Below are 25,977 nucleotides of genomic sequence, written 5' to 3'. Positions count from 1 at the left end.
GACCCGCCCCCACCGAGAGGAACCCGCACCGCATGAAGATCACCGAGGTCGACGTCCAGGTCGTCAACCTGCCCCTGGTCAACCCGTTCACCAGCTCCTTCGAGACGAAGACCGGGGAGACGCGCACCGTGGTGCGCATCAGGACCGACTCCGGCATCGAGGGGTGGGGCGAGACGATGTGGGGCCAACCGGTCGCCGCGATCGTCCGCGACCTCGCGAAGGACCTGATCGGGACGAGCCCGTTCGCCCTGGAGTCCTTCCACCGCCGCCACCACATGGTGCCGTTCTTCTACGGCTACCTCGGCTACGCGGCGCTCGCCGCGCTCGACGTCGCCTGCTGGGACACCATGGGCAAGGCCACCGGCCAGTCGGTGACCGACCTGCTGGGCGGCCGGGTCCGCGACGAGGTTCCGCTGACCGCGCTGATCACCCGCGCCGACGCGCCCGGTGCCCGCCCCGCGGAGCTGCCGGGCGCCCTGGCCGACCACACCGTGCGGGTGGTGGCCGAGGGCGGCTTCACGGCCGTGAAGCTCAAGGGCACCAAGGACGTGGAGGGCGACGTCGCCATCCTGCGCGCGGTGCGCGAGGCGCTGCCCGACGTGAACCTGCGCGTCGACCCGAACGCGGCCTGGTCGGTGCCGGACTCCATCCGGGCAGGCATCGCCCTGGAGGAGCTGGACCTGGAGTACCTGGAGGACCCGTGCGTCGGCATCGAGGGCATGAGCCAGGTCCGGCAGAGGGTCCGCATCCCGCTGTGCACCAACATGTGCGTGGTCCGCTTCGAGGACTTCGCGCCGGCAATGCGGCTGAACGCCGTCGACGTGATCCACGGTGACGTGTACAAGTGGGGCGGCATAGCCCCGACGAAGGCGCTGGCCGCGCACTGCGAGACGTTCGGGCTCGGCATGAACCTGCACAGCGGCGGCGAGCTCGGCATCGCGACGGCCGCGCACCTCGCGGTGGTCGCGTCCACTCCGGTGCTGTCGCGCGCCATCGACTCCATGTACTACCTGCACGCGGACGACATCATCGAGCCGCTCACGCTCAAGAACGGCCGGCTGCGGGTGCCGGAGGGTCCCGGACTGGGTGTCACGGTCGACGAGGACAAGCTGCGCCACTACGCCGGCGTCAACGAGCGCGAGGGGGACCTGACCCGATGAGCACCGCTTCCCGGGACGGCGCGGCCCCCGTCAGGCGCGCGGTGCACAGCGACCGCACGCCGCCGCCGGCGGGCGGCTACAGCAGGGCGATCGCCGCCGGCCCGTACCTGTTCACCTCGGGCCTGGGCCCGCAGGACCCGGACACCGGGGCGGTGGCCGACACCGTCCGGGAGCAGACCCGTCAGGTCCTGGCGAACCTCCGTGCGCTGCTCCGGGCGGACGGCCTGGACCTGGACGACGTGGTGAAGTCGACGGTCCACCTCCAGCATCTGCGACGGGACTTCGCGGCGTACGACGAGGTCTACCGGGAGCACTTCAGCGATCCGCGCCCGGTGCGCACCACCGTCGGTTCGGACCTGATGGACATCCTCGTGGAGATCGACGTGGTGGCGCTGCGGCGCGACCCGGCCGCCTGACCGGGCGCGGAGGAGAAAAAGGGGAGGGAGCGGACCGCCGGACAGTGGGCGGCCCGCTCCCTCCCTTTCTTTCCGTGTTCATGATCGGCTCGGCGCCGAACTCCCTTAGCCGCGCGGCCGGCTCGCTTATCCGGATTTGACCAAGACCTATTCGCGTCCTGCGGAACCCCCGACTGAAAAGCCCCCTCTGTTAACGAAGGCTTTAACAATGTTCTGGCAGGTCAGGAGGGCAGAATCCGCGTAAAACGGATAACCCCAAGATTGGGACTCCCCAATCAGCACATCGTGGGCTTAACTTAGGTGGCATGACCTCCCCTCGCTCCACCTACGGTGGCGGCTACTACGCCGCGCCGTCGTTCCCCGACACTCCGATCTACGACTCCCTGGTCGCGGAGCGGGGCACCCCCCAGATCGCACCGATCCGAGTGCCTGCGGCCTACGACACCGGCAACAGCTATCTGCCGGCGCTTCCGTCGGCGTTGCCGGCCCTTCCCTCGGCGCCCTCCCAGCCCACCCCGTCGTACGGCTACCCGCAGCCGGCCGCTCAGCAGGGTCAGGGTTACGCGCCGATGCAGCCGGCACATCTGCAGCACGCCCCGGCGCCGTACATCCCGCAGCAGCCCGCCGCGAGCCGCGGTGGCTACCAGTCGCCGCCGCAACAGCACCAGCAGCCGCGGCCCGCGCCCGGTACCGGCTACGAGTCGATGCGTCCCGCGTCCCCGCGACCGGTTCCCGCGCAGTCTCCGTACGAGGACCCGTACAACCGCCCGTACCAGGGGGGCCGCGGGTACTAGGACCGGGAAAACCGTCCGGGGGCATTCAGGGGCCCTGAGGGGGCACACCGCCCCCCGCGGGCGGCGGCCTGTCGGCTGTGGCTGGCAGAATGGGCGCATGCGCCCTGCCGTACCGAGTGCCGTCCTCAGCCGCCCGATCGGAATGCCGACGGCACAGACGACCGGCGAGAGCGCAGTCGAGCCATGGGGACTCGACGACCGCCCTCGCCGGATGCCCGCCTGCGCCGCGGGCTCGCTGGCCGCAGGAGGTCAGCGGCCGCCCCCCGCGCGGGTGTCCGCGGCGAACGGCCCCCCGCGGACGGGAACTCCCGTGGCCGGCCGGCGCGTTGGGCGGGGTGAGGTTGCTCTCTCCTCGCCGCTCCGGCGCGCGGACCGCACCGTATCGGGTTAAGACGGATACGGAAGGGGGTGCAGGACTGTGCGGGCACTTTCGGGAGTCTGGCGTTGGCGGCACAACTCTCTGCGCCGTGCCACGGACCGGCACGAGGCGTGGGTGGCCCTGGCCGCGTTCGTGCTGCTCGTGGTGGCGTCACCGGCGCTCGGCTGGTTCTTCGGCTCACTCGCCGATGACGCGTTGCAGGAATCGGTGCGCGCCCAGCAGGCGCGCACCCGTCTCACCAACGCCGTCGTGGTGCACCGGGCCACGGGTTCGCGGCACTTCGTGGCCGACCCGGAGATCTCCACCGACCGCGCGGCCATGACCACGGTGCTGGCCCGCTGGCGCGCACCGGACGGCACGGCACGCAGCGCCACGGTGACGACCTCCGTGCGCAACACCGCACCGGGGACCCGGGTGAGGATCTGGACGGACCCTCAGGGGCATCCCGCACTGCGCCCCATGGACGCTCCGACGGCGCACACCCACGCCGCACTGGCCGGTCTCGGCTCCGCGATGCTCACCGCCCTGCTGATCGAGGCCGGACGGCGCCTGATCGTATGGCGCATGGTGCGGGCACGGTACGAGCGGCTCGACCGGGCATGGGCCAAGGCCGGGCCCGACTGGGGCCGGACCGGCACCGGCAGCTGAGCCGGGCCCGTCCCGCCCGGCAGGCTTTGCCCGTCACGGCACCGGGAGGGTGCCGATCAGGTCAACTCCCGCCCTCCGCGCGCGCTACGGTGGACCGGCCCGCTCGTCACTGCGGCGGGTGGACTTCTGGGTGGTCATCGCCGTGAGGCCGGTGACCAGGGCATCACACACGCACGAGGCGGGGGCACGTCAGCGCCATGGCACAGGGCACGGTCCAGGTGACGCACACCGGCACATCGCGGTGGCGGCGCCGCACTGGCGAATACGCCTCCCTCACCGCGGCCCTGGAGGCCGCGGCCGACGGTGATGTGCTCACCGTCGCGCCGGGCACCTACCGGGAGAACCTCGTCATCGCCCGCGCGGTGACGCTGCGCGGGCCCGAGGGCTCCCTGGGCTCCGTCCGGATCGCCCCGGCCGACGGCGTACCGCTGACGCTGCGTGCCTCCGCCGTGGTCCAGGACCTCCACATCGAGGGCCAGGACTCCGCGGCTCCCGCCCTGCTGATCGAGGAAGGCGCCCCGGAGCTCGCGGACCTGCGGATCGTGACCCGCTCGGCCGCCGGCCTGGAGGTGCGCGGTGCGGCCCGGCCGACCGTGCGCCGCTGCACCGTCGACAATCCGGCCGGCGTCGGCATCGCCGTACTCGACGGCGCGGGCGGTGTGTTCGAGGAGTGCGAGATCGTCTCGGCCGGACAGTCCGGTGTCTCGGTGCGCGACGGCGCACACCCCCGCCTGGAGCGCTGCCGCGTCCACCACTCCTCGGGCGCGGGACTGTCCGTCACGGGCGAGGGCAGCGGGCTGGAAGCGGTCGGCTGCGAGATCTACGAGATCAAGGGCAGCGGAATACAGGTGGCCGCCCGCGCCTCCGCCCATCTCACCGACTGCACGGTGCACCGCACGTCCGCGGACGGGGTCACCCTCGACACCGACGCGGTGCTCACGCTCGCCGACTGCGACATCCATGACATCCCGGAGAACGCGGTCGACCTGCGTTCGCGCTCGGTCCTCACCCTCACCCGCTCCACGGTGCGCCGGTTCGGCCGCAACGGGCTCTCGGTCTGGGACCCGGGCACCCGGGTCGACGCCAACCAGTGCGAGATCCACGACAGTACGGGCGACTACCCGGCGGTCTGGGTCAGCGACGGCGCGACGGTGATACTGGATTCCTGCCGCGTCCACGACGTTCCGGACGCCATCTTCGTGCTCGACCGGGGCTCGCGCGCCGACGTCGTGGACAGCGATCTCTCCCAGATCCGCAACACGGCGGTGTCGGTGAGCGACGGGGCGACCGCGCAGCTCGACGACTGCCGGATCCGTGAGACGTCGACCGGTGCCTGGTTCCGCGACCACGGGAGCGGCGGCACCCTCAACAACTGCACCATCGACGCCGCCCAGACGGGCGTGATCGTCACCAAGGGCGCTGATCCGACGATCGAGCGCTGCACGGTCACCTCGCCCGCCGAGGCCGGTTTCTACGTGTCGGCCGAGGGCCGAGGCACCTTCCACGGCTGCCGGGTCACCGGCAGCGAGGGCTACGGCTTCCATGTGATGGAGGGCTGCCGTACGACGCTGACCCGATGCCGCACCGAACGCTGTGCCCGCGGCGGTTACGAGTTCCCGGACGGCGGCGCCCAGGGCGACGGGTCCGGCACCGGCCCCGTCGTGGAGGACTGCACCAGCGACGAGAGCGCGCTGCGCACCGCCACTCCCCCGCCGCCGGCCGTCCTGACGGCGACCCGGACGACACCCGGACTGCTCGGGTCGGTCCCCGCGCCGCGTGCGGCCGGGCCCGTCGCCGCCCAGGCGCCGGCCGAGCCGGTGCGTACCTCGGGGGCGGTCCTGGGTGAGCTGGACACGCTGGTCGGGCTCGACAGCGTCAAGCGCGAGGTGCGCGCCCTCACCGACATGATCGAGGTGGGGCGGCGACGGCAGCAGGCCGGCCTGAAAGCCGCGTCCGTCCGCCGCCACCTCGTCTTCACCGGCTCCCCGGGCACCGGCAAGACGACGGTGGCCCGGCTGTACGGCGAGATCCTGGCCTCCCTCGGTGTGCTGGAGCGGGGCCATCTGGTCGAGGTGTCCCGGGTCGACCTGGTCGGCGAGCACATCGGCTCGACCGCCATCCGTACCCAGGAGGCCTTCGACCGGGCGCGCGGCGGCGTGCTGTTCGTCGACGAGGCGTACGCCCTGTCCCCCGAGGACTCCGGGCGGGACTTCGGCCGCGAGGCGATCGACACGCTCGTGAAGCTGATGGAGGACCACCGGGACGCGGTGGTCGTCATCGTCGCCGGGTACACCCACGAGATGGAGCGGTTCCTCACGGTCAACCCCGGTGTGGCGTCCCGGTTCTCACGGACGATCACCTTCAGCGACTACGAGCCCCGGGAGCTGCTGCGGATCGTCGAGCAGCAGACCGAGGAGCAGGAGTACAGCCTGGCCTCCGGGACGGACGAGGCGCTGCTGAAGTACTTCACCGAGCTCCCCAAGGGGCCCGCGTTCGGCAACGGCCGGACGGCCCGTCAGACCTTCGAGTCGATGGTGGAGCGGCATGCGGGCCGGGTCGCCCAGCTCGCGGAGACGAGCACGGACGACCTCACCCTGCTGTATCCGGAGGACCTCCCGGAACTTCCCTGAGCTCGTGCCGGGGCTCGTCGGCCTGCTGGGGCAGCAGCGGGGACAGCCGTTCCAGGAGTGCGGCCCGCTCCTGGGCGAAGACCGGGTCGGCCTGGTAGTCGGAGTGGCCCAGCACCGGCTCTGGCAGCGGGTGCTCGGGGGTGCGCCCGTAGACCAGCGGGTCCTTCAGGGGGCCCCGGTCCACCTCGGGCCCGGACTCCTCGCCGAGGCGGACCTCGCCGCCGATCGGGTCGGTGGCCCGCCACAGGTTGCGCCAGCAGTGCACGGAGCGGTGCAGCCCGTGCAATTGGGCGGGGCCGAAGTAGGCCGGGAACCAGCGTCCGTAGAGCCGCTCGATCGGTGAGCCGTAGGTCAGCAGGGCGACCCTGCGCCGGGTCGCGGCGGGCAGTTGCCAGACCGCGGACGCGGCCAGGACGCTGCCCTGGGAGTGGCCGGAGATGACGAGCCGGCCCCGGGTCCGTGCCGTCCAGCCGGACATGCGTGAGGCCAGGTCGGGGACGGCGCGCTCGGCGTAGCAGGGCGGTGCGAAGGGGTGCGCGGCGCGCGGCCAGAACGTGCCGACGTCCCAGAGGATGCCGATGGTGCGCCGGGCCGAGGCGTCCCGGTAGGCGCGCCGGCCGCAGGCGACGAAGACCAGGAAGCCGAAGCCGACCATCCAGGAGCCGGTCGACTGCGCCGCCTCGGCCACCGATTCGACGAAGGGGCTGCTGCCGTCCATCGCGAGTCCCGGCACCTGTCCGCTGGCCCAGGCCCCGCCGACCGCCGCGGCGCCGAGCAGCAGGGTGGCGCCGGAGACCAGGCCGACGATGCCGGGCGCCGAGTCGGTGAGCGCGGCCGTGGCGCGGGTCAGGGCGATCTGCCTGGTACGGGCGGGGTCGGGCCGCCGCTCCTCGTACTCGGCGTCGACGACCGGCTCCAGACGGCGGGAAGTGAGGTAGGTCCGTACGCCGAGCGCGATGCCGGGGAGCAGGAGCAGCACCAGCAGCACGGGGATGACGGAGGCCTGCCAGCTGAGCAGGACCGGCGGTCCGTCGATGACGGCGCTGCGGCCCATGCCGGGGCTGCCGGGCCCGTCGAGCCAGTCGGCCACCCGCTGGGCCACCCCGCCGGTCATCACGCCGCCCAGTGCGCAGGCGAGCATCGCGACCGCGGGGCCGCCGAGTCCGTGCATCACGGTGCGCGGTCCGGGGCTGCGCCGGTACAGGAGCCACGCCACCGAGGCGAGGACGACGACGAGGGCGCCCTGGGCGAGGGTGACCACGCGGAAGGTGATGTCGCCGGGGAGGGTGCCCGCCGAGGCCCAGCCGGGGCGGGACCAGGCGGCGTGCACCGAGGCGAGGACGAGGAGGGTCAGCGCGGCTCCCGGCAGACAGGTGATGACGGCGCGGTCGAGCCGGTTGTCGAGGCGCCGTTCGCTGCGGCCGCGCCGGCAGACGACCCAGAGCACGACGAGCATGCCCAGGACGAGCAGCGCCTCGATCAGCCGTCCGTACAGGGCGGGGACCGCGCCGTCGGCGGCCCGGTCGTGCCTGGCCGCGGCGCCTGCGACGGAGGCGGTGACGGTCAGGAAGCCGGCGGCGGTGTGGGCGGCGCGCAGCCGGGCGACGAGCCGGCGGCCGAACCAGAATCCGGGGCGCCCGAGCGCGGGCCGCAGGGGCTCGGCGGGGGCACCGGCCAAGGGCCCGCCGCTGCCGTCGTCGTCCGGGACCGGGCCGGTCAGCGGGCGCTGGGACTCGTAGGCGCTCCAGGTGCGGTTGGACAGGTACCAGAGCAGTCCCACCAGGGCGGTCGGCACCAGCGCCGCGAGGGCGAGCCGGCGGCCGGGCTGGGACCACCAGCCGCCCTGGGCGGCGGACAGGAATCCCAGCCACGAGCGCTGGTCGGAGCAGGCGTGCACACCGGCGCACTGCCAGGCGGTCAGATCGAGCGCGACCTCGCAGGCCGCGGCGGTCAGCAGGACGGTGAGGCTCAGCGCGACCAGCCGCACGAGCGCCCCGTAGAGCCGGATCGTGCGGGGCCGGCCGGTGGCGGCCGGGCGCATCCAGTGGGCGAGGTTGATCACCATGAACGGGAGCAGCAGGAGCCACAGCGCACGCGAGCCGTTGCCGGACGTGAGATTGGACCAGCAGTAGGCCTCGGGAATGGGCTGATCCCGGTACCGCTCGGGGTGCTGCTCCGCGTCCACGTCGCCGGAGCGCCGGTAGATGGCAGCGGTGGCGTCACCGGTGACGCGCACCGTGCGCGGGTCGAGAAGCATCTCCTGGGGCGTGGTTCCGCCCACACCGTGGACCAGCAGTTCCAGCGCTGGTCCGGTGCTCTGCGGGGCCTGGGTGGGAGGTGGCACTGGGGTGACTCGCTCTCGCAGGGGGAAGCCGGCTGATGGCCGGTCACCAGACTCGCGGCCGGGTGGCGGAATCCGTGCCGCTCTTACGAAATCTCCCCAGTGCGGCGGCCCGCGACACCGCGTGGCAGGATGAGCCCGTCCGAACGGACTCCTGCACGGCCACAGGGAAGGACCGGACCCGGCGTTGAGCGAGAATCAGAATCTGCTCGCGGAGCAGCGGCGTGCGCTGATCCTCGACGAGGTGCGCAGGCGCGGCGGGGTCAGGGTCAATGAGCTGACCCGCAAGCTGAGCGTCTCCGACATGACCGTCCGCCGGGATCTGGACGCGCTGGCCCGCCAGGGTGTCATCGAGAAGGTGCACGGCGGCGCCGTACCGGTGGTCGAGGCGAGTACGCACGAGCCCGGTTTCGAGGCGAAGTCGACGCTGGAGCTGACCGCCAAGGAGGACATCGCGCGGGCTGCCGCCGCGATGGCCGTGCCCGGCAGTGCGATCGCGCTCTCCGGCGGCACCACGACCTACGCGCTCGCCCAGCACCTGCTCGATGTCCCGGACCTGACGGTGGTGACCAACTCGGTGCGGGTCGCCGACGTGTTCCACGCGGCGCAGCGTCCGGGGTCGCCGGGTGCCCGGCCGGGTGCCGCGACGGTGGTGCTGACCGGTGGGGTGCGGACGCCGTCCGACTCGCTGGTCGGCCCGGTCGCGGACCAGGCGATCGTCTCGCTCCACTTCGATGTGCTCTTCCTCGGCGTGCACGGCATTTCGGTCGAGGCCGGTCTGTCCACGCCGAACCTGGCGGAGGCCGAGACGAACCGGCGTTTCGTGCAGTCGGCGCGGCGCGTGGTGGTGGTCGCGGACCACACCAAGTGGGGCACGGTGGGACTGAGTTCGTTCGCGACGCTGGAGCAGGTGAACACGTTCGTCACGGACGCGGGCCTGTCCGGGGAGGCCCGCGAGGAGATCGAGGAGCACCTGCCCGGCCTGGTGGTCGCGGGCCGGGACACGGACGGCGGGCCCGCGCAGGTCTGAGCGGCGGTCGGCCCGGCCCTCGGTGGCCCCGGATTCCGCTCAGCTCGCGGGAGGGGCGTGACGGCCTAGGATCGTGCTGTGGCCGTCTTCCGGATCGAGCGCTTCACTCCTCTTCCCGCAGCCGAGTCCTGGCGCCGGGTGACGGACTGGGAACGGCACGCCGCGCATGTCCCGCTGACCACGATCACGGTGCCCGCCGGGCTGCCGACGCGGACCGGGACGGTCTTCGTGGCGCGTACCGGCGTCGGTCCGCTGGCGTTCGACGATCCGATGGAAGTGGTCCGGTGGTCGCCGCCGTCCGGCAGCCGGGCGGGGATGTGCCGTCTGGAGAAGCGTGGCCGGGTGGTGCTGGGCCGGGCTTCCATCGATGTGTATCCCACCCATGCCGGCTCCCATGTGGTGTGGGTGGAGGAGCTGAGTGTCCGGCTGCTGCCGAGGTGGGGTGATCCGCTGATCTCCGGGGCGGGGCGGCGGATCTTCGGCCGGGTGCTCGACTCCATGCTCGACCGGCCGGCGCAGGGCTATCGGTGACCGGTGAGCGGTCCGCACGGTGCTGACGGGCGCCCTGAACAGGTGATGTGACCGTCACACGATCGAGTCGTTTGTCGGTGTGACGGTTTCCGCCTACGGCTCAGGAAGCACCGAATTCATGCCGATCCACCAACCGCAGCAGCGGTCCTTTGGCAGCAGCGAACGCCCCGGCGTCCCGCAGGCCGAGGCCGCGCTCGTGGAGCACTATCCGCGTCTCGTCCGGCTCGCCTATCTGGTGCTGCCGCCCGCTCTCGGCCGGCACCGCAGGGTGCTGGCAGCCCACGCCTCGGTGCAGCGTGCGCTGCCGGGGGCGGGTACGGCGCCCGAGGCACCGGCGTCCGTCCGGGTGCCGGCACAGACTCGCGGGGCTTCCCCCGGCCCCGCTCCCGACGACGGTGTCACCTCCGCCTACGCCTGGATGCGGTTACGGGTACTGCGTACCGCGCTGGCCTACGAGCGGCGGCCGCCCTGGTGGCCGGGCCGGCTGCCGGCCCCGGCCGCGCTGCGTCCCTCGCTCCCGGCCGTCTGGGGTCTGCGGCTCTTCCCGCGGGCCGGCGGAGCGGCCGAACTGGCTCTGGACCAGGAGTTGTCGGCGGTGTCCGCGGCTGTCCGGGCGGCGTTCGCGCTGCGGCTGCTGGAGGAGCTGGGCGAGCCCGAGGCGCAGGCCCTGCTCGCCCGTGCCGATGCGAAGGACCCGGCGAGTGCGGTGCGGGCGGCCAGGCAGCTCGGGGCCGGCGACCGGGCGGGGGCCGGGGTGCTGCTGCGTTCCGGGGAGTTCGACCCGTGCGTGGTCCAGACCCGGCCGAGCGATCTGCTGCGACGCCGGCACCGGATGCGGGTGGTGGCGGGCGTGGCGGCGCTGTGCGTGGTGGCGGGCGGTGTGGTCGCGCTGGCGGAGGAGGGTTCGGCGGTCCGCCTCCCCGACGCCCGGAGCACGCTCGCCCCCGCCCTCGATCCGGCGGCGCTGCTGCGTACCGCCGCCGAGGAGTGGGCGGACACCTCCCGTGTCGACTTCACCGCGTGGCCGGCCCGCGGTGACCGCGCCGATGACCGCGAACTCCTCGGCCGGGCGCTGCGGGCCTGGGGCCGTACCCCGCGGGGCACCGCGGTCTCGACCACCCCGGGGGCCCTTGCGGTGGCTCCGGCCCAGCCGCCGCGGCTGCTGTACGCGGGAGAGGTGGACGGTGCCGCCGTGGTGCTGTTCCACGACGGCGGGGTACGGGTGGTGCGCTACGCGGAGCCGCTGTCCGGGTCCGGGGCTCCCGCGCTGGACTTCGCCCGGACGGATGACGCGGACGTGACGACGGGAGCCGCGGTGGTCGTCAGCCGCAGCGGGGACCGTGCCCGCTATCTGCTGGCGCCCTGGATCTCGCAGACCACGACGCGCGATCTGCTGCGGCCGAACACTCCGGCCCGTGCGCTGAAGGTCGGGGCGGACGGTGTGACGGCCGCCGTCGCGCGTCCGTCGCCGGGCGGCAGCTGCGACTCCTGGCCGGTGATGCAACTGCGCTCCTCCGAACGCATCGTGGAGAAGCACGCCTTCCTCCTCACCGACCTGGGCGATCTCAACCCGGTCCATCTCACCTTCACCCCGAAACCCGGCGGCGGCGCGCCCGCACGGCAGCCGAGGGAGGCGACGGGCGGCCCCGCACTGCTGAGCTGGGCGCGCACCGCGTGCTCACTGCGGGCGCTGCGCGGGACGGGTGTGCGTGCGGTCAACAACTGGGACTTCGCCGAGCAGCGCCTGCCGGAGGGCGGCGCCCCGGCCCAGTGGGTCTGTACCCGGGCCGACACCTGGCAGGGCCCCGGACGCGTGCTGGTGCAGTTCCTGGCCCCCGATCCCTCACCGAGCGCCCCGGCGACCGTGGTGGGCGACCAGCGCGACACGGCGCTGTGCAGCAGGTTCGGTCAGCACGTCCTGGGCGGCACGCACTGGAAGGCGCCCTCCGGGCAGTGGTACGTGCTGGCGGCGGGGAGCCGTGCGGTGAACCGGATCGAAGCCACCGGGGCGGTCCGCGAATCTGCGGCCGGTACGACGCTCGCGGTGCGGGCGGCGCGGAACACCTCGGTCGAACTGAAGGCCCGGCTGAGGGAGGGCGGTTCACTCACAGCGGTGCGCTGACCGGGCCCCTTCGTACGGGCGGCCGATTCGGCCGGCGTACCACCGGAGACATCTGACGGTGCGCCAGATAGGGTGACAGCGGCCCGTCCGCGGCCGACCGCACGGGAGGTGCGTTCCATGGCACGGCGACTCCGCACGGTGGACCTCGACTTCATCGAGTCCGCTCCGCTGAGACTGGTCTTCGCCGCCGAGGTGGCCGCGCCGCCCGAGGCCGTGTACCGCGCGCTGGCCGATGACGTCGAGGCCACGCCCGAGTGGTTCACACAGGTCACGGCGGCGCGGCCGGTCGACGCGGGCGCCGGACGCGAGGTGCGGCTCCGGGGCGGGATCAGGTTCCGGGAGACGATCGTCGCCGCCGAGCCCGGCAGGCGGTACGCCTATCGGATCGACGAATCCAACGCCCCCGGGCTGCACGCCCTGGTGGAGGAGTGGCTGCTGACTCCGGCGGGCACCGGCACCCGGGTGCGGTGGACCTTCGCGGCCGACGGTTCGGCGCTGTTCCGGTTCACGTTGCGGCGGGCCCGGCCGGCGGTCGGCAGGTCGTTCCGGGACGCGGTGCGCAACCTCGGCCGGCGGCTCTCCGGTCCGGCCGGGGGCTGAGCGGCGCGGCGTGCGCTCCCGGGGGGATCAGGCCGTACTCCTCTGCGTTCCGGGCCAGTTGCCGGTTTCCAGGAAGTGGTCGATGGTCCGGGTGCAGGGTTCGATGTCCAGGCCCTGGGCGGCCAGCCAGGAGTCGGAGTAGTACTTGTCGAGATACCGGTCCCCGGGGTCGCAGATCAGGGTGACGATGCTGCCGGTCTCGCCCTGGGCGAGCATCTCCGCGACCAGCTTGAACGCGCTCCACAGCCCCGTCCCGGTGGAGCCGCCGGCCTTGCGGCCGATGGAGCGCTCCAGTGCGCGTACGGCCGCGACCGTGGCCGCGTCCGGGACCTTCATCATCCGGTCGATGGCTCCGGGGACGAAGCTCGGCTCCATCCTCGGTCTGCCGATCCCCTCGATGCGTGATCCGCAGTCGCTGGTGGCGAGGGGGTCGTGGTGGGTCCAGCCGTCGAAGAAACAGGAGTTCTCCGGGTCGGGCACACAGATCCGGGTGTCGTGCTGCATGTAGTGCACGTACCGCGCGATGGTCGCGGAGGTGCCGCCGGTGCCCGCCGTGGCGACGATCCAGGCGGGTTCGGGGTACCGCTCCAGCCTCAGCTGCTGGTAGATCGACTCCGCGATGTTGTTGTTGCCGCGCCAGTCCGTGGCCCGCTCGGCATAGGTGAACTGGTCCATGTAGTGACCACCGGACTCCGCCGCGAGCGTGGCGGACTCCTCGTACAGCCTGCGGGAGTCGTCCACGAAGTGGCAGCGGCCGCCGTGGAATTCGATGAGCCGGCACTTCTCGGGGCTGGTGGTGCGGGGCATCACGGCGATGAACGGCACCCCGATCAGCTTGGCGAAGTACGCCTCCGAGACGGCGGTCGAACCGCTCGACGCCTCGATCACCGGCTTTCCCGGGCGGATCCAGCCGTTGCAGAGCCCGTAGAGGAAGAGGGAGCGCGCCAGCCGGTGCTTGAGACTGCCGGTGGGGTGCGTCGACTCGTCCTTGAGGTAGAGGTCGATGCCCCAGCTCTCGGGCAGCGGGAAGCGCAGCAGATGGGTGTCGGCGGAGCGGTTGGCATCGGCCTGGACCTTGCGTACGGCCTCCTTGAGCCAGGCCCGGTACGCCAGGTCGGTGCGGTCGATGTCGATGGTGTCGACCGCTTCGCCGTCGTGTCTGTGCTCACTCGTGTCCATCAGCGCGCTTCTCCTCGTACGACCGGTCTCGACGCGCCCCACGATATGCCCCCTACCTGCACAAACGTTGACTTTGATACTCCATAGCCCTGCCTTGGTGTTGCGGGCGGGACGCCTGCGGGAGCCGTCCCGGCGCAAATCCGTCATTGCGCCCCACCCCGGTCTGGTGCAGCGGGGCCGGGTTGTGCACACTTTCATTCGGGGGCGTGACGAAGGGGGCGAAGGGGCCATGTCCGAAACGGAGTTCAGTGAGACAGGCGTGCGCATCGACCGGTGGGCGCGCTCGCTCTCACGGGCCGGCCAGGTGACCGTCAAGGACGGCCGGCTGGCGCTGCTGACCAGCTACGGCCGGGAGATCGACAGCGCACCGGTGGGGACCGTGAGCACGGGCAGAGCGTGGTTCGCGGGCTCGGACGCGACGGTGGCGAGGGTCAACGGGACGCGGTACCGGCTGACGATGCCGCGACGCCCGGGAAAGCCCGACGACGCCGGCCCGGCGCGCCGGTTCCTCGAAGCGCTGCGCGGGGCGGCCGCCGTGCGCGGCTGACGGAGCGGGGCCTCGGGGGCACCGCGAGTTGCGGAGCCGTATCCCCTGAGCGACATTGGAGTCACGTCACTCATGGTTTACCGGCGGTGACACTGTGATCCAGGCCGCCGGCCCGGAATCAGCAGTCGGCCAGCTGCTGAATCCGTCCCTTCGTCTTCTTCCGGACCTATTTCGGGGAGTCGCAGCCGTGATCAGCGAGCCAAGCAGGCACTGCACGGTGGAGCTCCAGGCCCTGCCGTCGCGAATCGGTCAGGTCCGCAGAATCATCTCGGCGCAATTGCGCTACTGGCATCTCGATCCTTTGATCGACCATGCAGCGCTGGGCGTCACGGAGCTGCTGACCAATGTCCACCGGCATGCACAGCCGGACAAATCATGCACCGTCGAGGTCGAGTTGCTGCTCGAACGGCTGACGGTGTCCGTTCACGACCACGACCCACGGCTACCGACCGTGCGCGAGGCCAACGATTCCAGTACCTCGGGTCGCGGACTCGCACTGATCGCCGCGGTCAGTGAGAGCTGGGGTGTCCGCCCCCGGGGCGGAGCCGGAAAGATCGTCTGGTTCACCCTTCCGGCCCCTTCCCTGTTCGCCGCCCAGCCACCGCATTCGGTGTACGGGGCGACGACCGACGGACCGTTCGACCTGAGCGGCATCATGTCGCCGGAGGGTGCGCAGCCCTCGGTGGCACGGTCCGTGTCGGTCGGCTGACACGACAGGAGCGGGGCGCCTCCCGGGGCGTTCCGCTCCTGTCGCTCGTCCGGCGGTGCGACGGTCACGCCGCACGGTCCCTGCCACGGGTTCCGAACTGCTCGTCGAGGACGGAGAGACGGCGCCAGTACTCGTCCTCGTCGATCTCCCCGACGGCGAAGCGGCGTCCGAGCATCTCGATCGGCGAGGGTTCAACGGGCCCGCCCCGTGCGGTCCGGACCTGCCAGGGGCCGCGCCCGCCACGTCCGCCGCGCCAGAGGGTACGGCGCACGAGCGTGACGACGCCGATGACGACGGCCGCCCAGATCAGCGGGAAGAAGAGGATCCATGGTCCGGGTCCGCCGTTGAAGGCCAGGGTGTTCATCTCGGTCAGCTCCTCGTTCGAGGTTTCTCGTCCACGTTCTTCCTTCACCTCCGAGCCTGTCTCCGGGCAGGGGTCCGCGTCGTCGTACGGCCGGCGGCAGCGCGCCTACCCCCACGGGAGCAGACGGCGGGCCGGCGGCTGCTCCCGCCCCATCCCTGAACTCGTAGATTCTGTACCTACTAGTATGTACAGTGTCTTCATGAGCACTCCGGACCGTCTGATCGAAGCCACTCAGGAGCTCCTGTGGGAGCGCGGATACGTGGGTACGAGCCCCAAGGCCATCCAGCAGCGGGCGGGCGCGGGCCAGGGCAGCATGTACCACCACTTCAGCGGGAAGCCCGAGCTGGCCCTCACTGCCATCCAGCAGACGTCCGCCGAGATGCGCGAGACGGCCGGGCGCGCCTTCGACGCGCCCGGGCCGGCGTACGAGCGCGTCTCGCGCTACCTGCTGCGTGAACGCGATGTCCTGCGGGGCTGCCCGGTGGGGCGGCTGACGATGGACCCGGACGTCATCGCGAGCGACGAACTGCGGGCCCCCGTCGACGAGACGATCGCTTGGCTGCGCGACAGGCTGGCCACGATCGTCCAGGAGGGGCTGGAGCGCGGCGAGTTCCGCCACACCCTGGTGCCGGACGACATCGCCGCGACGATCGTCGCGACGGTGCAGGGCGGCTACGTACTGGCCCGCGCCGCCGGCTCGACGGACGCCTTCGACGCCGCCGTCCGCGGCCTGCTCACGCTGCTCGCCCCCGCCACGGATGCCGCCTGAACCGCCGCCGCCCGCGACCCGCCGCACAAGGAGCACCGCACAGATGCGCATCACCAGGAACCGCCCCGACACACAGGCCGGACCTCCCGAGCACTTCAACGGCAGTGTCTGGCTCGACGAGATCGCGGCGCCCGAACCGCCGTCCCGGCTGAGGATGTTCAGCGTGCACTTCGCGCCGGGCGGGCACACCGCCTGGCACACCCACCCGCACGGCCAGGTCCTCCATGTCACCGAGGGCGAGGGCCTGGTGCAGCGCCGGGGCGGTCCGGTGGAGCCGGTCCGGGCCGGTGACACCGTGTGGATCGAGCCCGGCGAATGGCACTGGCACGGCGCCGCGCCCCGCAGCTTCATGACCCATCTGGCCCTCGTCGAGGCAGCCGATGACGGTGCCACCATCCACTGGCACCCCGAGGCCGCCGTCGCCGAGTACCCCACGACCTGAGGAGCGGACGATGCACGCCATGCAGTACGAGATCACCCTGCCCGCCGACTACGACATGGGCATCATCCGGGACCGGGTGACGGCCAAGGGCCCCCTCCTGGACGACTTCCCCGGACTCGGCGTCAAGGCCTACCTGATCCGGGAACGCGGCGAGGACTCACCGGTCAACCAGTACGCGCCGTTCTATCTCTGGTCGACGCCCGAGGGTATGAACTCCTTCCTCTGGGGACCCGGATTCCAGGGCATCGTGCGGGACTTCGGGCGCCCGGAAGTGCGGCACTGGACCGGGCTGTCGTTCGAGCTCGGCCCCTCGTCGGCCGCACTCCCCCGCACCGCCACCCGGAGCCGCTCGCTCGTCGCCCCGGCGGCCGCCCCGGCCGACGCGGTCGAGGCCGCGCTGGAGGAGAGCCGCCGGCTCGCGAAGGTGCCCGGCGCGGTCGTCACCGCGCTGGCCGCGGACCCCCGCCACTGGGAGCTGGTCCACTTCACGCTCTGGGACGATCCCGCGCCCGGGGAGCCCGGCGAGCGCTTCGAGGTGCTCCACGTCAGCCGGCCGCAACGCGAGGAACTCAAGGAGGGGCGCCAGTGGTAGCCACGGTCCGCACCGTTCTCGGGGACGTCGCCCCCGGCGAACTCGGCGTGTGCGACGCCCACGACCACCTCTTCATCCGCAGCCCCTTGCTGCCGGGCCAGGAACTGGACGACCCGCAGGACGCCGCCCGACGGCTCGGCGCCTTCAAGGAGTCCGGCGGCCGCACGGTGGTGCAGTGGACGCCCCACGGGATGGGGCGCGGGGCCGGATCGCTGGCCGCGCTGTCCCGCTCGACGGGCGTGCACGTGGTGGCGGCCACCGGGCTGCACCAGGCGGCGCAGTATCCGCCCGCGCAACTCGACCGGATCCGGGACCGGCTCGCCCCGCTCTTCGTCGCGGAGCTCACGGAGGGCATCGGCTCCTCCGGCGTACGGGCGGGGCTGATCAAGGTCGCCGGCGCCTTCCACAGGGTCGACGCACACGCCCGGCTCACCATGACCGCGGCGGCCGAGGCCCATCACCGCACGGGCGCGCCGATCGCCGTCCACCTGGAGCTGGGCACCGCCGCGCTCGATGTGCTCGAACTGCTCTGCGGGGAACTGGGCGTCGCGCCGCAGCGGGTGATCCTCGGGCACCTGGGCCGCTCACCGGACGGCGCCGTGCAGCGGGATGCGGCACGGGCGGGGGCGTTCCTCGCCTTCGACGGACCGTCCCGGGCCAACCACGCGACGGACTGGCGGCTGCCCGAGGAACTCGCGGCGCTGGCCGAGGCGGGCTTCGGTGGGCAGTTGCTGCTCGGCGGCGACACCACCGTGCCTGAGACGCCGGGCATGCCGTACCTGCTGCGCCGGCTGCGTCCGCGCCTGGAGGAGGCCCTGGGGGCGGATCTCGTGGAGGCGGCGCTGGTCACCAACCCGGCCGGGGCCTTCGCGTTCGAACCGGTGCGTGTGGGCTGAGGCGTGAAGCGCGCGGACGCCGACGGGGCCCCGGCCCGGCCGGCGTCCGCGCGTACGCTCAGGCGAGTGCGCCCAGGGGGTCGTCCAGCACCGGCTGCCAGGCCAGCTCCGCCGCGCCGACCAGGCTGTTGTGGTCAAGGGTGCAGGGCAGAATCGGCACGCTCCCGCTGCGCCCCCACAGACTGCGGTCGGCGACCACGGCCCGCAGCCGTTCCGGGTCTGCGTCGAGCAGCGCGCGGTGCAGCCCGCCGAGGATGATCCGGTCCGGGTTGAGGATGTTGACCAGCCCGGCGAGGCCGAGGCCCAGCCGGTCGATCAGCTCCTCGGCGGCGACGCGCACGGCCACGTCGTCGTACTCGTTGCGCAGCAGGTCCCCGGACTGCTTGAGGAGCGACTCCTCGGGGCCGGGCCGGCGCCCGGCCGCCGTGAGGAAGGCGAGCGGGTCGGTCTCCACGTCGAGGCAGCCTCGGCCGCCGCAGTGGCAGGGCCGGCCCTCCGGGTTGACCGTGAGATGGCCGACCTCCAGGGCCAGCCCCGAACTCCCGCTGTGCAGGCGGCCGTCCAGGACGAGCGCCCCGCCGACGCCTCGGTGGCCCGTGGCCACGCAGAGCAGGTGCTGGGCGCCGCGCCCGGCTCCGTGCCGGTGCTCGGCGAGCGCGGCGAGGTTGACGTCGTTGCCGGTGAACGCCGGTCCCGCGATGCCCGCTTCGCGGACGCATGTGGCGAAGATCTCGCGTACCGGGGCGCCCGCGGGCCAGGCGATGTGGAGCGGGTTGAGGGCGGTGCCCTCGGGCTCGGCCACGGCGGACGGCACGGCGAGCCCCGCGCCCACGCACCTCAGCCCGCTGTCCCGCAGCAACCGGGCGCAGTCCTCGACGACTTCACCGATGACCTGCGCCGGGTCGGCCGTGATGGTGACGCAGCCAGGGGCGGTCGCGACGAGGCGGCCGCCCAGGCCCACCAGCGCGGCCCGGAAGCCGTCCGAGTGGACCTGGGCCGCGACGGCCACCGGCCCGGACTCCCGCACCGCCAGCCGGTGCGAGGGGCGGCCCTGCGAGCCTGCGGCCGAACCGGGGCTGGAGTCCACCCTGATCAGGCCGAGCGCCTCCAGTTCCGCGGCGACCGCGCCTGCCGTGGCACGGGTGACGCCGAGTTCGGAGGTGAGGACCGCACGGGTGGGCGCGCGTCCGGTATGGACCAGTTCCAACGCGGGGCCGAGCGCGCTGCGGCCCCTCTCCAACTTCGTCCGGGCGGTGGTCGCCTTGCCGTTCATGGGGGCGAGTCTCCCATGATCCGGAGGTGCCGCCGACGCCGTGGTGGCCGGGTTCCTCCCCTGCGCGGCCACCGCCGGCAGCCGTCTTGCGCCCGTTGTCCGCAGGCCTCTATGCTGAGTTTGTGCCGCAACTAAACAAACTGCGGACGGCCCTGCCGGGGGGACCGGGCGGCAACCCCGCCCCACCCTCGTTCTCCCGTCTCCGCACCGCGCTGACCGTTTTCTTCGCCCTCGACGGGTTCATCTTCGCCGGCTGGGTGGTCCGTATCCCGGCCATCAAGCACCAGACCGGCGCCTCGGCCGCCACCCTCGGCCTCGCACTCCTCGGTGTGTCCGCCGGCGCCGTGATCACCATGATGATCACCGGCAGGCTCTGCAACCGCTTCGGCAGCCACGTGGTGACCGTGGTCTGCGGAGTCCTGCTCCCGCTCAGCATCGCGCTGCCCGCACAGACCCACTCGGCGCTCTCGCTCGGCCTGGTCCTGCTGGTGTTCGGCGCCGCGTACGGCGGCATGAACGTGGCGATGAACAGCGCGGCGGTGGACCTCGTCAACACCCTGCGGCGCCCCGTCATGCCCAGTTTCCACGCCGCCTTCAGTCTCGGAGGCATGATCGGTGCCGGGCTCGGCGGGCTGGTCGCGGGCGGCCTCTCCCCCTCCACGCACCTCCTGATCCTGACCGGTTTCGGACTCCTGGTGACCGCTTTCGCGGGCCCCGTGCTGCTGCGGCACACCGTCACGAAGCCCAAGGCGGAGGCGTCCGCGAGCAGCGAGCGCCCCAAGCGCCTGGACGGGCGGGGCCGCCGCGTGGTGCTCCTCTTCGGCATGATCGCGCTCTGCACCGCCTACGGCGAGGGCGCCCTGGCCGACTGGGGCGCCCTCCACCTGGAACAGGACCTGCACGCCCACCCGGGGATCGCGGCGGCGGGCTACTCGCTGTTCGCCCTGGCCATGACGGCGGGCCGGCTCACCGGTACGGCGCTGCTCGAACGGCTCGGCCAGACCCGGACCCTGGTCGCGGGCGGCACGACCGCCGCGGCGGGCATGCTGCTCGGCGCGCTCGCCCCGACCACCTGGCTCGCGCTGCTCGGGTTCGCGGTCACCGGGCTAGGCCTGGCCAACATCTTCCCGGTGGCGATCAGCAGGGCCGGTCAGCTGGCGGGTCCCGGCGGAGTGGCCGCGGCCTCGACGCTCGGCTACGGCGGAATGCTGCTCGGACCGCCCGCGATCGGGTTCCTCACCGACTGGTTCTCGCTGCCTGCGGCCCTGACCACGGTGGCCCTGCTGGCGACCGCGGCCGCGGCGCTGGGGTACGGCGCCCGCAATGTGTCGCATACCGGCGCAGGTGAGTAGCCGTACTCAGGCAGAAACGGTTCCCCGGACGCACGATGGAGAGGTCAGCCACCAACGGGGAGCAATGATGAACAAGCCGGTCACGACCAAGCAGCACCTTCGCGCGATGGCACGCCTGACCTTCGGGAACGCCGCCTCACTGATCTATCTGGGCGTCGTCGCGGCCACTGCCGTGTTCGTCACGGTGGACACGCTGTTCGTCGCGCACGAGGACGCCTCGTTCTCCGGCGTCTGGCTCTTCTTCCTGGCGGCCCCCACCGTGTTCCTCTTCCTGCTCGGAACGGCGATGTGGGGAGCGGACGCGGCCGGACCCGACTGGTACATGTACCTGGCCCTGATCGTGTCCGTGCTGGTGCAGTCGTTCGTCCTGGGCTGGTTCGTACGCCTGCTGCGCGGGGGCGCCGGCCGGACCCGTTCCGCCCACCCGCAGGGCGCCTGAGCACTGGCACAATCCGTGCCATGGACATCACGGAGCACATCAACACCCTGGCCACCGAGGGCCGGTTGCTGGCCGAAGCCGCGGCGGAGGCCGGCACCGGGGCGGCCGTGCCGACCTGTCCGGGCTGGCAGGTGCGGGATCTGCTCCGGCACACCGCCATGGTGCACGCCTGGGCGACCGCCTTCGTGACCGAGGGGCATACCTCCTACGTCCGCGGCCCGGCCGAGCCCGACCTGGACGGGGCCGAGCTGCTCGACCGGTACCGCGAGGGGCACCGCGGTCTGGTCGACGCCCTGGAGGGCGCACCGCCGGACCTGCGGTGCTGGACCTTCTTCGCCGCGCCGTCGCCGCTGGCCTTCTGGGCGCGGCGGCAGGCGCACGAGACGACCATCCACCGGGTCGACGCGGAGTCGGCACGCGGCGGCGTCCTCTCCCCGGTGGCGGCCGGGCACGCCGTGGACGGCGTCGACGAACTGCTCCGCGGGTTCCAGGCCCGCCCCAAGAGCCGGCTGCGCACCGAAGCGCCCCGCACGCTGCGGGTGCGGGCCACGGACACCGGGGCGGTGTGGAACGTGGAGCTGTCGGCGGATGCGCCTCGGACCGTGCGCGGGACCGGGGAGCCGACGGAGGGGGCCGTGGACTGCGAACTGAGCGGCACGGCCCGGGACCTGTGCCTCTCGCTCTGGAACCGGCTGCCGCTCACCGCCCTCACGGTGACCGGCGACCCCGCTCTCGCCCGCCTGTGGCGCGAGAAGTCCGCGGTGAACTGATCACGTCGGGCAGCCGCCTCCGACCCCGCCTCCGGCGCCCTGCCCGGCGCCGGAGGCGGGGTTGTCCGCCCGTCACCGCGGCTGTGACACTTCGGACATGGGACACCGAAGCGGGGCCGAGCGGGACGCCATGACCGTCGAGACCGGTTTCGCCCTGCTGACCGGGGCCGTGCTGGCCGCCGGGGCCTTTGCCGTGGTCAGCGTCCCCACCGTGCTCCTCGCACCGCGCGGTGGCCTGCGGTCCGTGATGGTGACGGTCGCGGCCTGCGTGGCCGGGCTCGTCTTCATGGGGCGCGTCATCGACGTGCTGTGGCGGTTCGGCCGACGCGACGGTGCTGTCGAACTCGGGCGGGCGGGTCCGGCGGGTCGTTGGGGGCAGAGTCCGGCACAGGGCTCGACAGCGGCGGTTCAGCCCAGCCAGCCGGGGCGTACCAGCCCCGACTCGTAGGCGAGCACGACCAGTTGGGCCCTGTCGCGGGCCCCGAGCTTCACCATGGTGCGGCTCACGTGGGTCTTGGCCGTGAGCGGGCTGACGACGAGCCGGCGGGCGATCTCCTCGTTGGAGAGTCCTATGCCGACCAGAGCCATCACCTCCCTCTCCCGTTCCGTCAGTTCGCTCAGTCCCGTTGCCGCGACGGGTTCCTTGGAGCGGGCCGCGAACTCGGCGATCAGCCGCCGGGTGACACCCGGGGACAGCAGCGCGTCACCGGCGACCACCGCTCGCACGGCCCGCAGCAGCTCCTCCGGTTCGGTGTCCTTCACCAGAAAGCCGGAGGCTCCGGAACGGATGGCCTCGAAGACGTACTCGTCGAGTTCGAAGGTGGTGAGCATGACCACCTTCACCTCGTTCAGCGCGGGGTCGCCGGTGATGGCGCGGGTCGCGGCGAGGCCGTCGAGACGCGGCATCCGGATGTCCATCAGCACGGTGTCCGGCCGCAGTTCACGTACCAGCCGGACGGCCTCCTCGCCGTCGGCGGCCTCGCCGGCCACCTCGATGTCCGGCTGGGCGTCCAGGAGTGCCCGGAATCCCGCCCGGACCAGCAGCTGGTCGTCGGCGAGCAGTACGCGAATCACGGTGTCTCCTTCTCGTGGGGCGATGCCCCGCCGGCCGCACCGGCGGGCAGCGGAATCTCGGCACGCACCCGCCAGCCGCCGTCGGGCCGGGTCCCCGCCTCGATCGTGCCACCCAGCGCGGCGGCCCGCTCCCGCATGCCCGCCAGTCCGTTGCCGCTGCCTCCGGCGTCGGTGCCGGTCGCGGGCCCCCGGTCGTCGATCCGGAGCCGGATGCGGCCGGGCTCGTACCCGATCCCGACCTCCGCGGTACGCGAACCGGAGTGCCGCACCACGTTGGTCAGCGCCTCCTGCACGATCCGGAAGGCGGCCAGGTCCGCGCCGGGCGGCACGGCGCCGCGTGTGCCCTCCGCCCTGACGTTGACGGTCAGACCGGTGCTCGCGGCCTGCTCCACCAGCTCGGGCAGCCGGTCGAGTCCGGGCGCCGGCGCCCTGGGCGCGTCCCCGGGGGTGCGAAGCGTGTCGAGGACCTGCCTGACCTCGCCGAGCGCCTCCTTGCTGGCGGCCTTGATGGTGGTGAGCGCCGCGCGGGCCTGTTCGGGGTCGGAGTCGAGCAGGGCGAGGCCGACCCCGGCCTGGACGTTGATGACCGAGATGCTGTGCGCGAGTACGTCGTGGAGTTCCCTCGCCATCCGCAGGCGCTCCTTCTCGGCCCGCCGTCTCTCCGCGGCCGCCCGTTCCATCCGCTGGGCGGCCCACTGCTCACGGCGTACGCGGACGAACTCCGCGGCGGCGACAATGGCCACCACCCAGGCGGCGACCGCCACTTCCTGCCCCCAGGGCGCGGCCGAGTCGCCCGAGGGAGGCAGCCGGCGGTAGAGCCAGTGGGCGGCCAGTAGGTGTCCGAGCCACACCATGCCGAGCGCCGACCACGCGGCCCGGCGGTGCCCGGCGACGACAGCGCTGAAGCAGCCCACGGCGACGGCCAGGAAGATCGGGCCGTAAGGATATCCGGCACCGAGATAGACCATCGCCGCGGCGGAACTCACGAAGACGGCCACGACGGGGTGACGGTGGCGCAGCAGCAGCACGGCCACGGAGGCGAGGAGCAGAAGCCGGGCGAAGAGGTCCAGCGGTGCCTTGTCACCGGCCTGGCCGTGGGCCGCCACGCTCGACCCGACCATGACGACGACGCCGATCAGCAGAGTCGACACCCACGGCAGGCGGGCGGCGGACCGCCCGCGTACTCCAATCAGCCAGCGCGGCGGCTCCGGGTGGCCCCAGGGCGTGCCGGGCCCCCGGGGACCCGCCGTGCCGCCGTCCGGTCCGCCGTGCGCCCAGGGGCGTCGCCGCGGGGGTCCGCCCTGTTCGCCCGGGGGGCCACCGCTTGCCTGTGAGCGCTGCTCTTCCATGCCGGCCACGCTAGACCGCGGACCACCGCGCGGGCGTCCGCCGGGCGTGGCGATCACCCGTACTCCCTGTGGAGTACGGCGAACGGGGGCGGGCGGGCCGGGAGCTGTCGGATCAGGGTCGGTCGAAGCGGGAGAGGTGAAGCGGACTGCCGGGCGGGCGCCGCGGATCGGCCGGGAATCAGCCGGAGGTCAGCCGGGGGTCAGCGCTGCGCCCGGACGGCCGCGCTCTCAGTATTCGCTGCGCCCGCCGCGCCCAACGTGCCGCGAGCCGCCGTGCCTAGCAGGCCGACCGTGCGGCCCAGTTCCTCGACGGCATGGCGGAAGAAGCTGTCCCTGGCCTCCACCACCCGGTTGAACTGGCCGAAGATCTCGAACGACACCAGCCCGAACAGCTGTGACCAGGCGGCGACGATCGGTACGGCGACGGCGGGGGGCAGGCCGGGGGCCAGTTCGGCGGCGAGCCGCTCGGCCTCGGGGCGCAACTCCTCGGCGAGCGGCGGCAGCGCGAGCCCCACCTCGCGGTGCGCGTCCTCGACGACGGCGATGAGGACGAGGCCGACGCGCGAAGCGGGCGCGATGGTGGCCTGCGGCGCGGTGTAGCCGGGCACCGGCGAACCGTAGATCAGGGCGTACTCATGAGGGCGCGCCAGCGCCCAGCCGCGAACGGCGCAGGCGACCGCGACCCAGCGGGCCAGATGCGCGGCGGGTGCGGAGCCGTCCCGGGCAACGGTCCGGCGGGCCTTCTCGGCGGCCTCGCCCACGGAGTCGTACGCCTCGACGATCAGGGCGGTGAGCAGTTCGTCGCGGCTGGGGAAGTAGCGGTAGAGGGCGGAGGAGACCATGCCGAGCTCACGTGCCACCGCGCGCAGCGAGAGCTTCGCCGCTCCCTCGGCGGCGAGCTGCTTGCGCGCTTCGTCCTTGATGGCGGCGGTGACCTCGATACGGGCCCGTTCCCTGGCTCCTCGGATAGCGCTCATGGGCGCATTCTGCCACGATTCCAGAGCGCCGACCAATAACGAGAGCACTGCTCTTGCATTCGAGCACCACTCTCATGCACACTGATCTCAAGCGAGAGCACCGCTCTCCGAAACTGTGGGGGTCACCATGTCGCAGGCTTACTACCTTCAGGGAAGCCCGCTCAACGTCCGGCTGAACGGCTATGTCGGCCGGCTCGCCCGGTACGGCGTCAGCCTGCTCGGCACGCAGGAGCTGTCGGTCCGCGGCCGCAAGAGCGGCCGGATGCAGCGCATCCCCGTGAACCCTCACACCTACGAGGGCGCCCAGTACCTGGTCTCGGCACGCGGCCACTCGCAGTGGGTGCGCAACATGCGGGCCGCGGGTGGCGGCGAGCTGCGCAAGGGCCGCAGCAACCGCGCCTTCACCGCCGTGGAGATCGCGGACGACGAGCAGAAGGTGCTCGTCGTCCGCGCCTACCTGAAGCGCTGGGGCTGGGAGGTCAATCAGTACTTCCAGGGCATCACGGCGAAGTCGACGGACGCCGAGCTGCTGGCGGCCTGCCCCGACCACCCCGTCTTCCGGATCACCGTCGAGGGCTGACCGGCCGGCCCGCC

At 72.7% G+C, this 25,977-nt stretch carries 27 protein-coding genes; 20 read left to right on the top strand and 7 right to left on the bottom strand.

Going from position 1 to position 25,977, the window contains the following annotated elements:
- The first annotated feature begins 32 nt into the window (after positions 1 to 32).
- From ACGFU6_RS01430 to ACGFU6_RS01410, 5 genes are all read left to right on the top strand, one after another.
- Complete coding sequence (locus tag ACGFU6_RS01430; protein ID WP_393607444.1) at positions 33 to 1,160, top strand: mandelate racemase/muconate lactonizing enzyme family protein; 1,128 nt, start codon at positions 33 to 35, stop codon at positions 1,158 to 1,160.
- Positions 1,157 to 1,576 (top strand): RidA family protein, encoded by a 420-nt coding sequence (locus ACGFU6_RS01425; RefSeq protein WP_393607443.1) that lies wholly within the window; start codon positions 1,157 to 1,159, stop codon positions 1,574 to 1,576. The genes ACGFU6_RS01430 and ACGFU6_RS01425 overlap by 4 nt, the downstream gene beginning before the upstream one ends.
- Before the next feature lie 305 nt (positions 1,577 to 1,881).
- Positions 1,882 to 2,370, top strand: a complete 489-nt coding sequence (locus tag ACGFU6_RS01420; protein ID WP_393607442.1) for a DUF6643 family protein — start codon at positions 1,882 to 1,884, stop codon at positions 2,368 to 2,370.
- Positions 2,371 to 2,788: 418 nt separating this feature from the next.
- Positions 2,789 to 3,397: a hypothetical protein gene (locus ACGFU6_RS01415; protein WP_393607441.1), complete on the top strand. Its 609-nt coding sequence runs from the start codon at positions 2,789 to 2,791 to the stop codon at positions 3,395 to 3,397.
- 197 nt (positions 3,398 to 3,594) lie between these two features.
- On the top strand, positions 3,595 to 6,027 hold the full coding sequence (locus ACGFU6_RS01410; protein ID WP_393607796.1) for a right-handed parallel beta-helix repeat-containing protein: 2,433 nt from the start codon (positions 3,595 to 3,597) through the stop codon (positions 6,025 to 6,027).
- On the opposite strand, the gene ACGFU6_RS01405 is transcribed toward ACGFU6_RS01410, so the two are convergent.
- A complete protein-coding gene (locus ACGFU6_RS01405) occupies positions 5,987 to 8,371 on the bottom strand; it encodes a hypothetical protein (RefSeq protein WP_393607811.1) in 2,385 nt (794 codons plus the stop codon). The two genes, ACGFU6_RS01410 and ACGFU6_RS01405, sit on opposite strands and share 41 nt — an antisense overlap.
- Before the next feature lie 184 nt (positions 8,372 to 8,555).
- On the opposite strand from ACGFU6_RS01405, the gene ACGFU6_RS01400 reads away from it, so the two are divergent.
- From ACGFU6_RS01400 to ACGFU6_RS01385, 4 genes are all read left to right on the top strand, one after another.
- Complete coding sequence (locus tag ACGFU6_RS01400; RefSeq protein WP_393607440.1) at positions 8,556 to 9,398, top strand: DeoR/GlpR family DNA-binding transcription regulator; 843 nt, start codon at positions 8,556 to 8,558, stop codon at positions 9,396 to 9,398.
- 78 nt (positions 9,399 to 9,476) lie between these two features.
- Positions 9,477 to 9,929, top strand: a complete 453-nt coding sequence (locus ACGFU6_RS01395; protein WP_393607439.1) for an SRPBCC family protein — start codon at positions 9,477 to 9,479, stop codon at positions 9,927 to 9,929.
- 118 nt (positions 9,930 to 10,047) lie between these two features.
- Positions 10,048 to 12,051, top strand: a complete 2,004-nt coding sequence (locus tag ACGFU6_RS01390; protein WP_393607438.1) for a hypothetical protein — start codon at positions 10,048 to 10,050, stop codon at positions 12,049 to 12,051.
- A 117-nt stretch (positions 12,052 to 12,168) separates the two neighbouring features.
- Positions 12,169 to 12,651, top strand: a complete 483-nt coding sequence (locus ACGFU6_RS01385) for an SRPBCC family protein (RefSeq protein WP_393607437.1) — start codon at positions 12,169 to 12,171, stop codon at positions 12,649 to 12,651.
- A gap of 27 nt (positions 12,652 to 12,678) precedes the next feature.
- Here ACGFU6_RS01385 and ACGFU6_RS01380 read toward each other — a convergent pair whose 3' ends face one another.
- Entirely contained in the window at positions 12,679 to 13,830 is a 1,152-nt protein-coding gene (locus ACGFU6_RS01380; protein ID WP_393607436.1) for a PLP-dependent cysteine synthase family protein, read from the bottom strand.
- Between the two features lie 229 nt (positions 13,831 to 14,059).
- On the opposite strand from ACGFU6_RS01380, the gene ACGFU6_RS01375 reads away from it, so the two are divergent.
- A complete protein-coding gene (locus ACGFU6_RS01375) occupies positions 14,060 to 14,377 on the top strand; it encodes a hypothetical protein (RefSeq protein ID WP_393607435.1) in 318 nt (105 codons plus the stop codon).
- Positions 14,378 to 14,564: 187 nt separating this feature from the next.
- Complete coding sequence (locus ACGFU6_RS01370) at positions 14,565 to 15,086, top strand: ATP-binding protein (protein WP_393607795.1); 522 nt, start codon at positions 14,565 to 14,567, stop codon at positions 15,084 to 15,086.
- Positions 15,087 to 15,150: 64 nt separating this feature from the next.
- Here the strand turns inward: ACGFU6_RS01370 and ACGFU6_RS01365 are convergent, their stop codons facing one another.
- Complete coding sequence (locus ACGFU6_RS01365; RefSeq protein WP_393607434.1) at positions 15,151 to 15,450, bottom strand: SHOCT domain-containing protein; 300 nt, start codon at positions 15,448 to 15,450, stop codon at positions 15,151 to 15,153.
- A 199-nt stretch (positions 15,451 to 15,649) separates the two neighbouring features.
- Here ACGFU6_RS01365 and ACGFU6_RS01360 point away from each other — a divergent pair, with 199 nt between their 5' ends.
- Genes ACGFU6_RS01360 through ACGFU6_RS01345 form a run of 4 tightly spaced genes read left to right on the top strand, consistent with a single transcriptional unit; the run spans position 15,650 to position 18,149 of the window.
- Positions 15,650 to 16,219, top strand: coding sequence for a TetR/AcrR family transcriptional regulator (locus tag ACGFU6_RS01360; RefSeq protein WP_393607433.1), 570 nt, complete (start codon positions 15,650 to 15,652; stop codon positions 16,217 to 16,219).
- Between the two features lie 43 nt (positions 16,220 to 16,262).
- The gene (locus tag ACGFU6_RS01355; protein WP_393607432.1) at positions 16,263 to 16,661 is read left to right on the top strand and encodes a cupin domain-containing protein; all 399 of its coding nucleotides are present in this window, start codon (positions 16,263 to 16,265) and stop codon (positions 16,659 to 16,661) included.
- 10 nt (positions 16,662 to 16,671) lie between these two features.
- A complete protein-coding gene (locus ACGFU6_RS01350; RefSeq protein ID WP_393607431.1) occupies positions 16,672 to 17,253 on the top strand; it encodes a DUF4865 family protein in 582 nt (193 codons plus the stop codon).
- On the top strand, positions 17,247 to 18,149 hold the full coding sequence (locus ACGFU6_RS01345; RefSeq protein WP_393607430.1) for a phosphotriesterase: 903 nt from the start codon (positions 17,247 to 17,249) through the stop codon (positions 18,147 to 18,149). Before ACGFU6_RS01350 ends, ACGFU6_RS01345 begins: the two co-directional genes overlap by 7 nt.
- A gap of 58 nt (positions 18,150 to 18,207) precedes the next feature.
- Here ACGFU6_RS01345 and ACGFU6_RS01340 read toward each other — a convergent pair whose 3' ends face one another.
- On the bottom strand, positions 18,208 to 19,422 hold the full coding sequence (locus ACGFU6_RS01340) for an ROK family protein (RefSeq protein ID WP_393607429.1): 1,215 nt from the start codon (positions 19,420 to 19,422) through the stop codon (positions 18,208 to 18,210).
- Between the two features lie 122 nt (positions 19,423 to 19,544).
- On the opposite strand from ACGFU6_RS01340, the gene ACGFU6_RS01335 reads away from it, so the two are divergent.
- The 4 genes from ACGFU6_RS01335 (at position 19,545) to ACGFU6_RS01320 (ending at position 22,431) form a co-directional block, all read left to right on the top strand.
- The gene (locus ACGFU6_RS01335) at positions 19,545 to 20,774 is read left to right on the top strand and encodes an MFS transporter (protein WP_393607428.1); all 1,230 of its coding nucleotides are present in this window, start codon (positions 19,545 to 19,547) and stop codon (positions 20,772 to 20,774) included.
- A 67-nt stretch (positions 20,775 to 20,841) separates the two neighbouring features.
- Positions 20,842 to 21,213, top strand: a complete 372-nt coding sequence (locus ACGFU6_RS01330) for an SCO4225 family membrane protein (protein WP_393607427.1) — start codon at positions 20,842 to 20,844, stop codon at positions 21,211 to 21,213.
- 20 nt (positions 21,214 to 21,233) lie between these two features.
- Positions 21,234 to 21,983, top strand: a complete 750-nt coding sequence (locus ACGFU6_RS01325; protein WP_393607426.1) for a maleylpyruvate isomerase family mycothiol-dependent enzyme — start codon at positions 21,234 to 21,236, stop codon at positions 21,981 to 21,983.
- A 97-nt stretch (positions 21,984 to 22,080) separates the two neighbouring features.
- Positions 22,081 to 22,431 (top strand): DUF6332 family protein, encoded by a 351-nt coding sequence (locus ACGFU6_RS01320; protein ID WP_393607425.1) that lies wholly within the window; start codon positions 22,081 to 22,083, stop codon positions 22,429 to 22,431.
- Here the strand turns inward: ACGFU6_RS01320 and ACGFU6_RS01315 are convergent.
- The 3 genes from ACGFU6_RS01315 to ACGFU6_RS01305 form a co-directional block, all read right to left on the bottom strand.
- A complete protein-coding gene (locus ACGFU6_RS01315; RefSeq protein ID WP_073738105.1) occupies positions 22,392 to 23,057 on the bottom strand; it encodes a response regulator transcription factor in 666 nt (221 codons plus the stop codon). The genes ACGFU6_RS01320 and ACGFU6_RS01315 overlap by 40 nt on opposite strands.
- Positions 23,054 to 24,406: a sensor histidine kinase gene (locus ACGFU6_RS01310; protein ID WP_393607424.1), complete on the bottom strand. Its 1,353-nt coding sequence runs from the start codon at positions 24,404 to 24,406 to the stop codon at positions 23,054 to 23,056. The genes ACGFU6_RS01315 and ACGFU6_RS01310 overlap by 4 nt, the downstream gene beginning before the upstream one ends.
- 200 nt (positions 24,407 to 24,606) lie before the next feature.
- On the bottom strand, positions 24,607 to 25,383 hold the full coding sequence (locus tag ACGFU6_RS01305) for a TetR/AcrR family transcriptional regulator (protein ID WP_393607423.1): 777 nt from the start codon (positions 25,381 to 25,383) through the stop codon (positions 24,607 to 24,609).
- Positions 25,384 to 25,510: 127 nt separating this feature from the next.
- Here ACGFU6_RS01305 and ACGFU6_RS01300 point away from each other — a divergent pair, with 127 nt between their 5' ends.
- Entirely contained in the window at positions 25,511 to 25,963 is a 453-nt protein-coding gene (locus tag ACGFU6_RS01300) for a nitroreductase/quinone reductase family protein (RefSeq protein WP_393607422.1), read from the top strand.
- Positions 25,964 to 25,977 lie beyond the last annotated feature (14 nt).

Origin of the sequence: Streptomyces sp. NPDC048462 (assembly GCF_043200175.1) — a bacterium.
Lineage (GTDB): Bacteria > Actinomycetota > Actinomycetes > Streptomycetales > Streptomycetaceae > Streptomyces.
The sequence above is the reverse complement of the archived record's forward strand: the minus strand, read 5'-3'. Positions and strand labels throughout refer to the sequence as shown.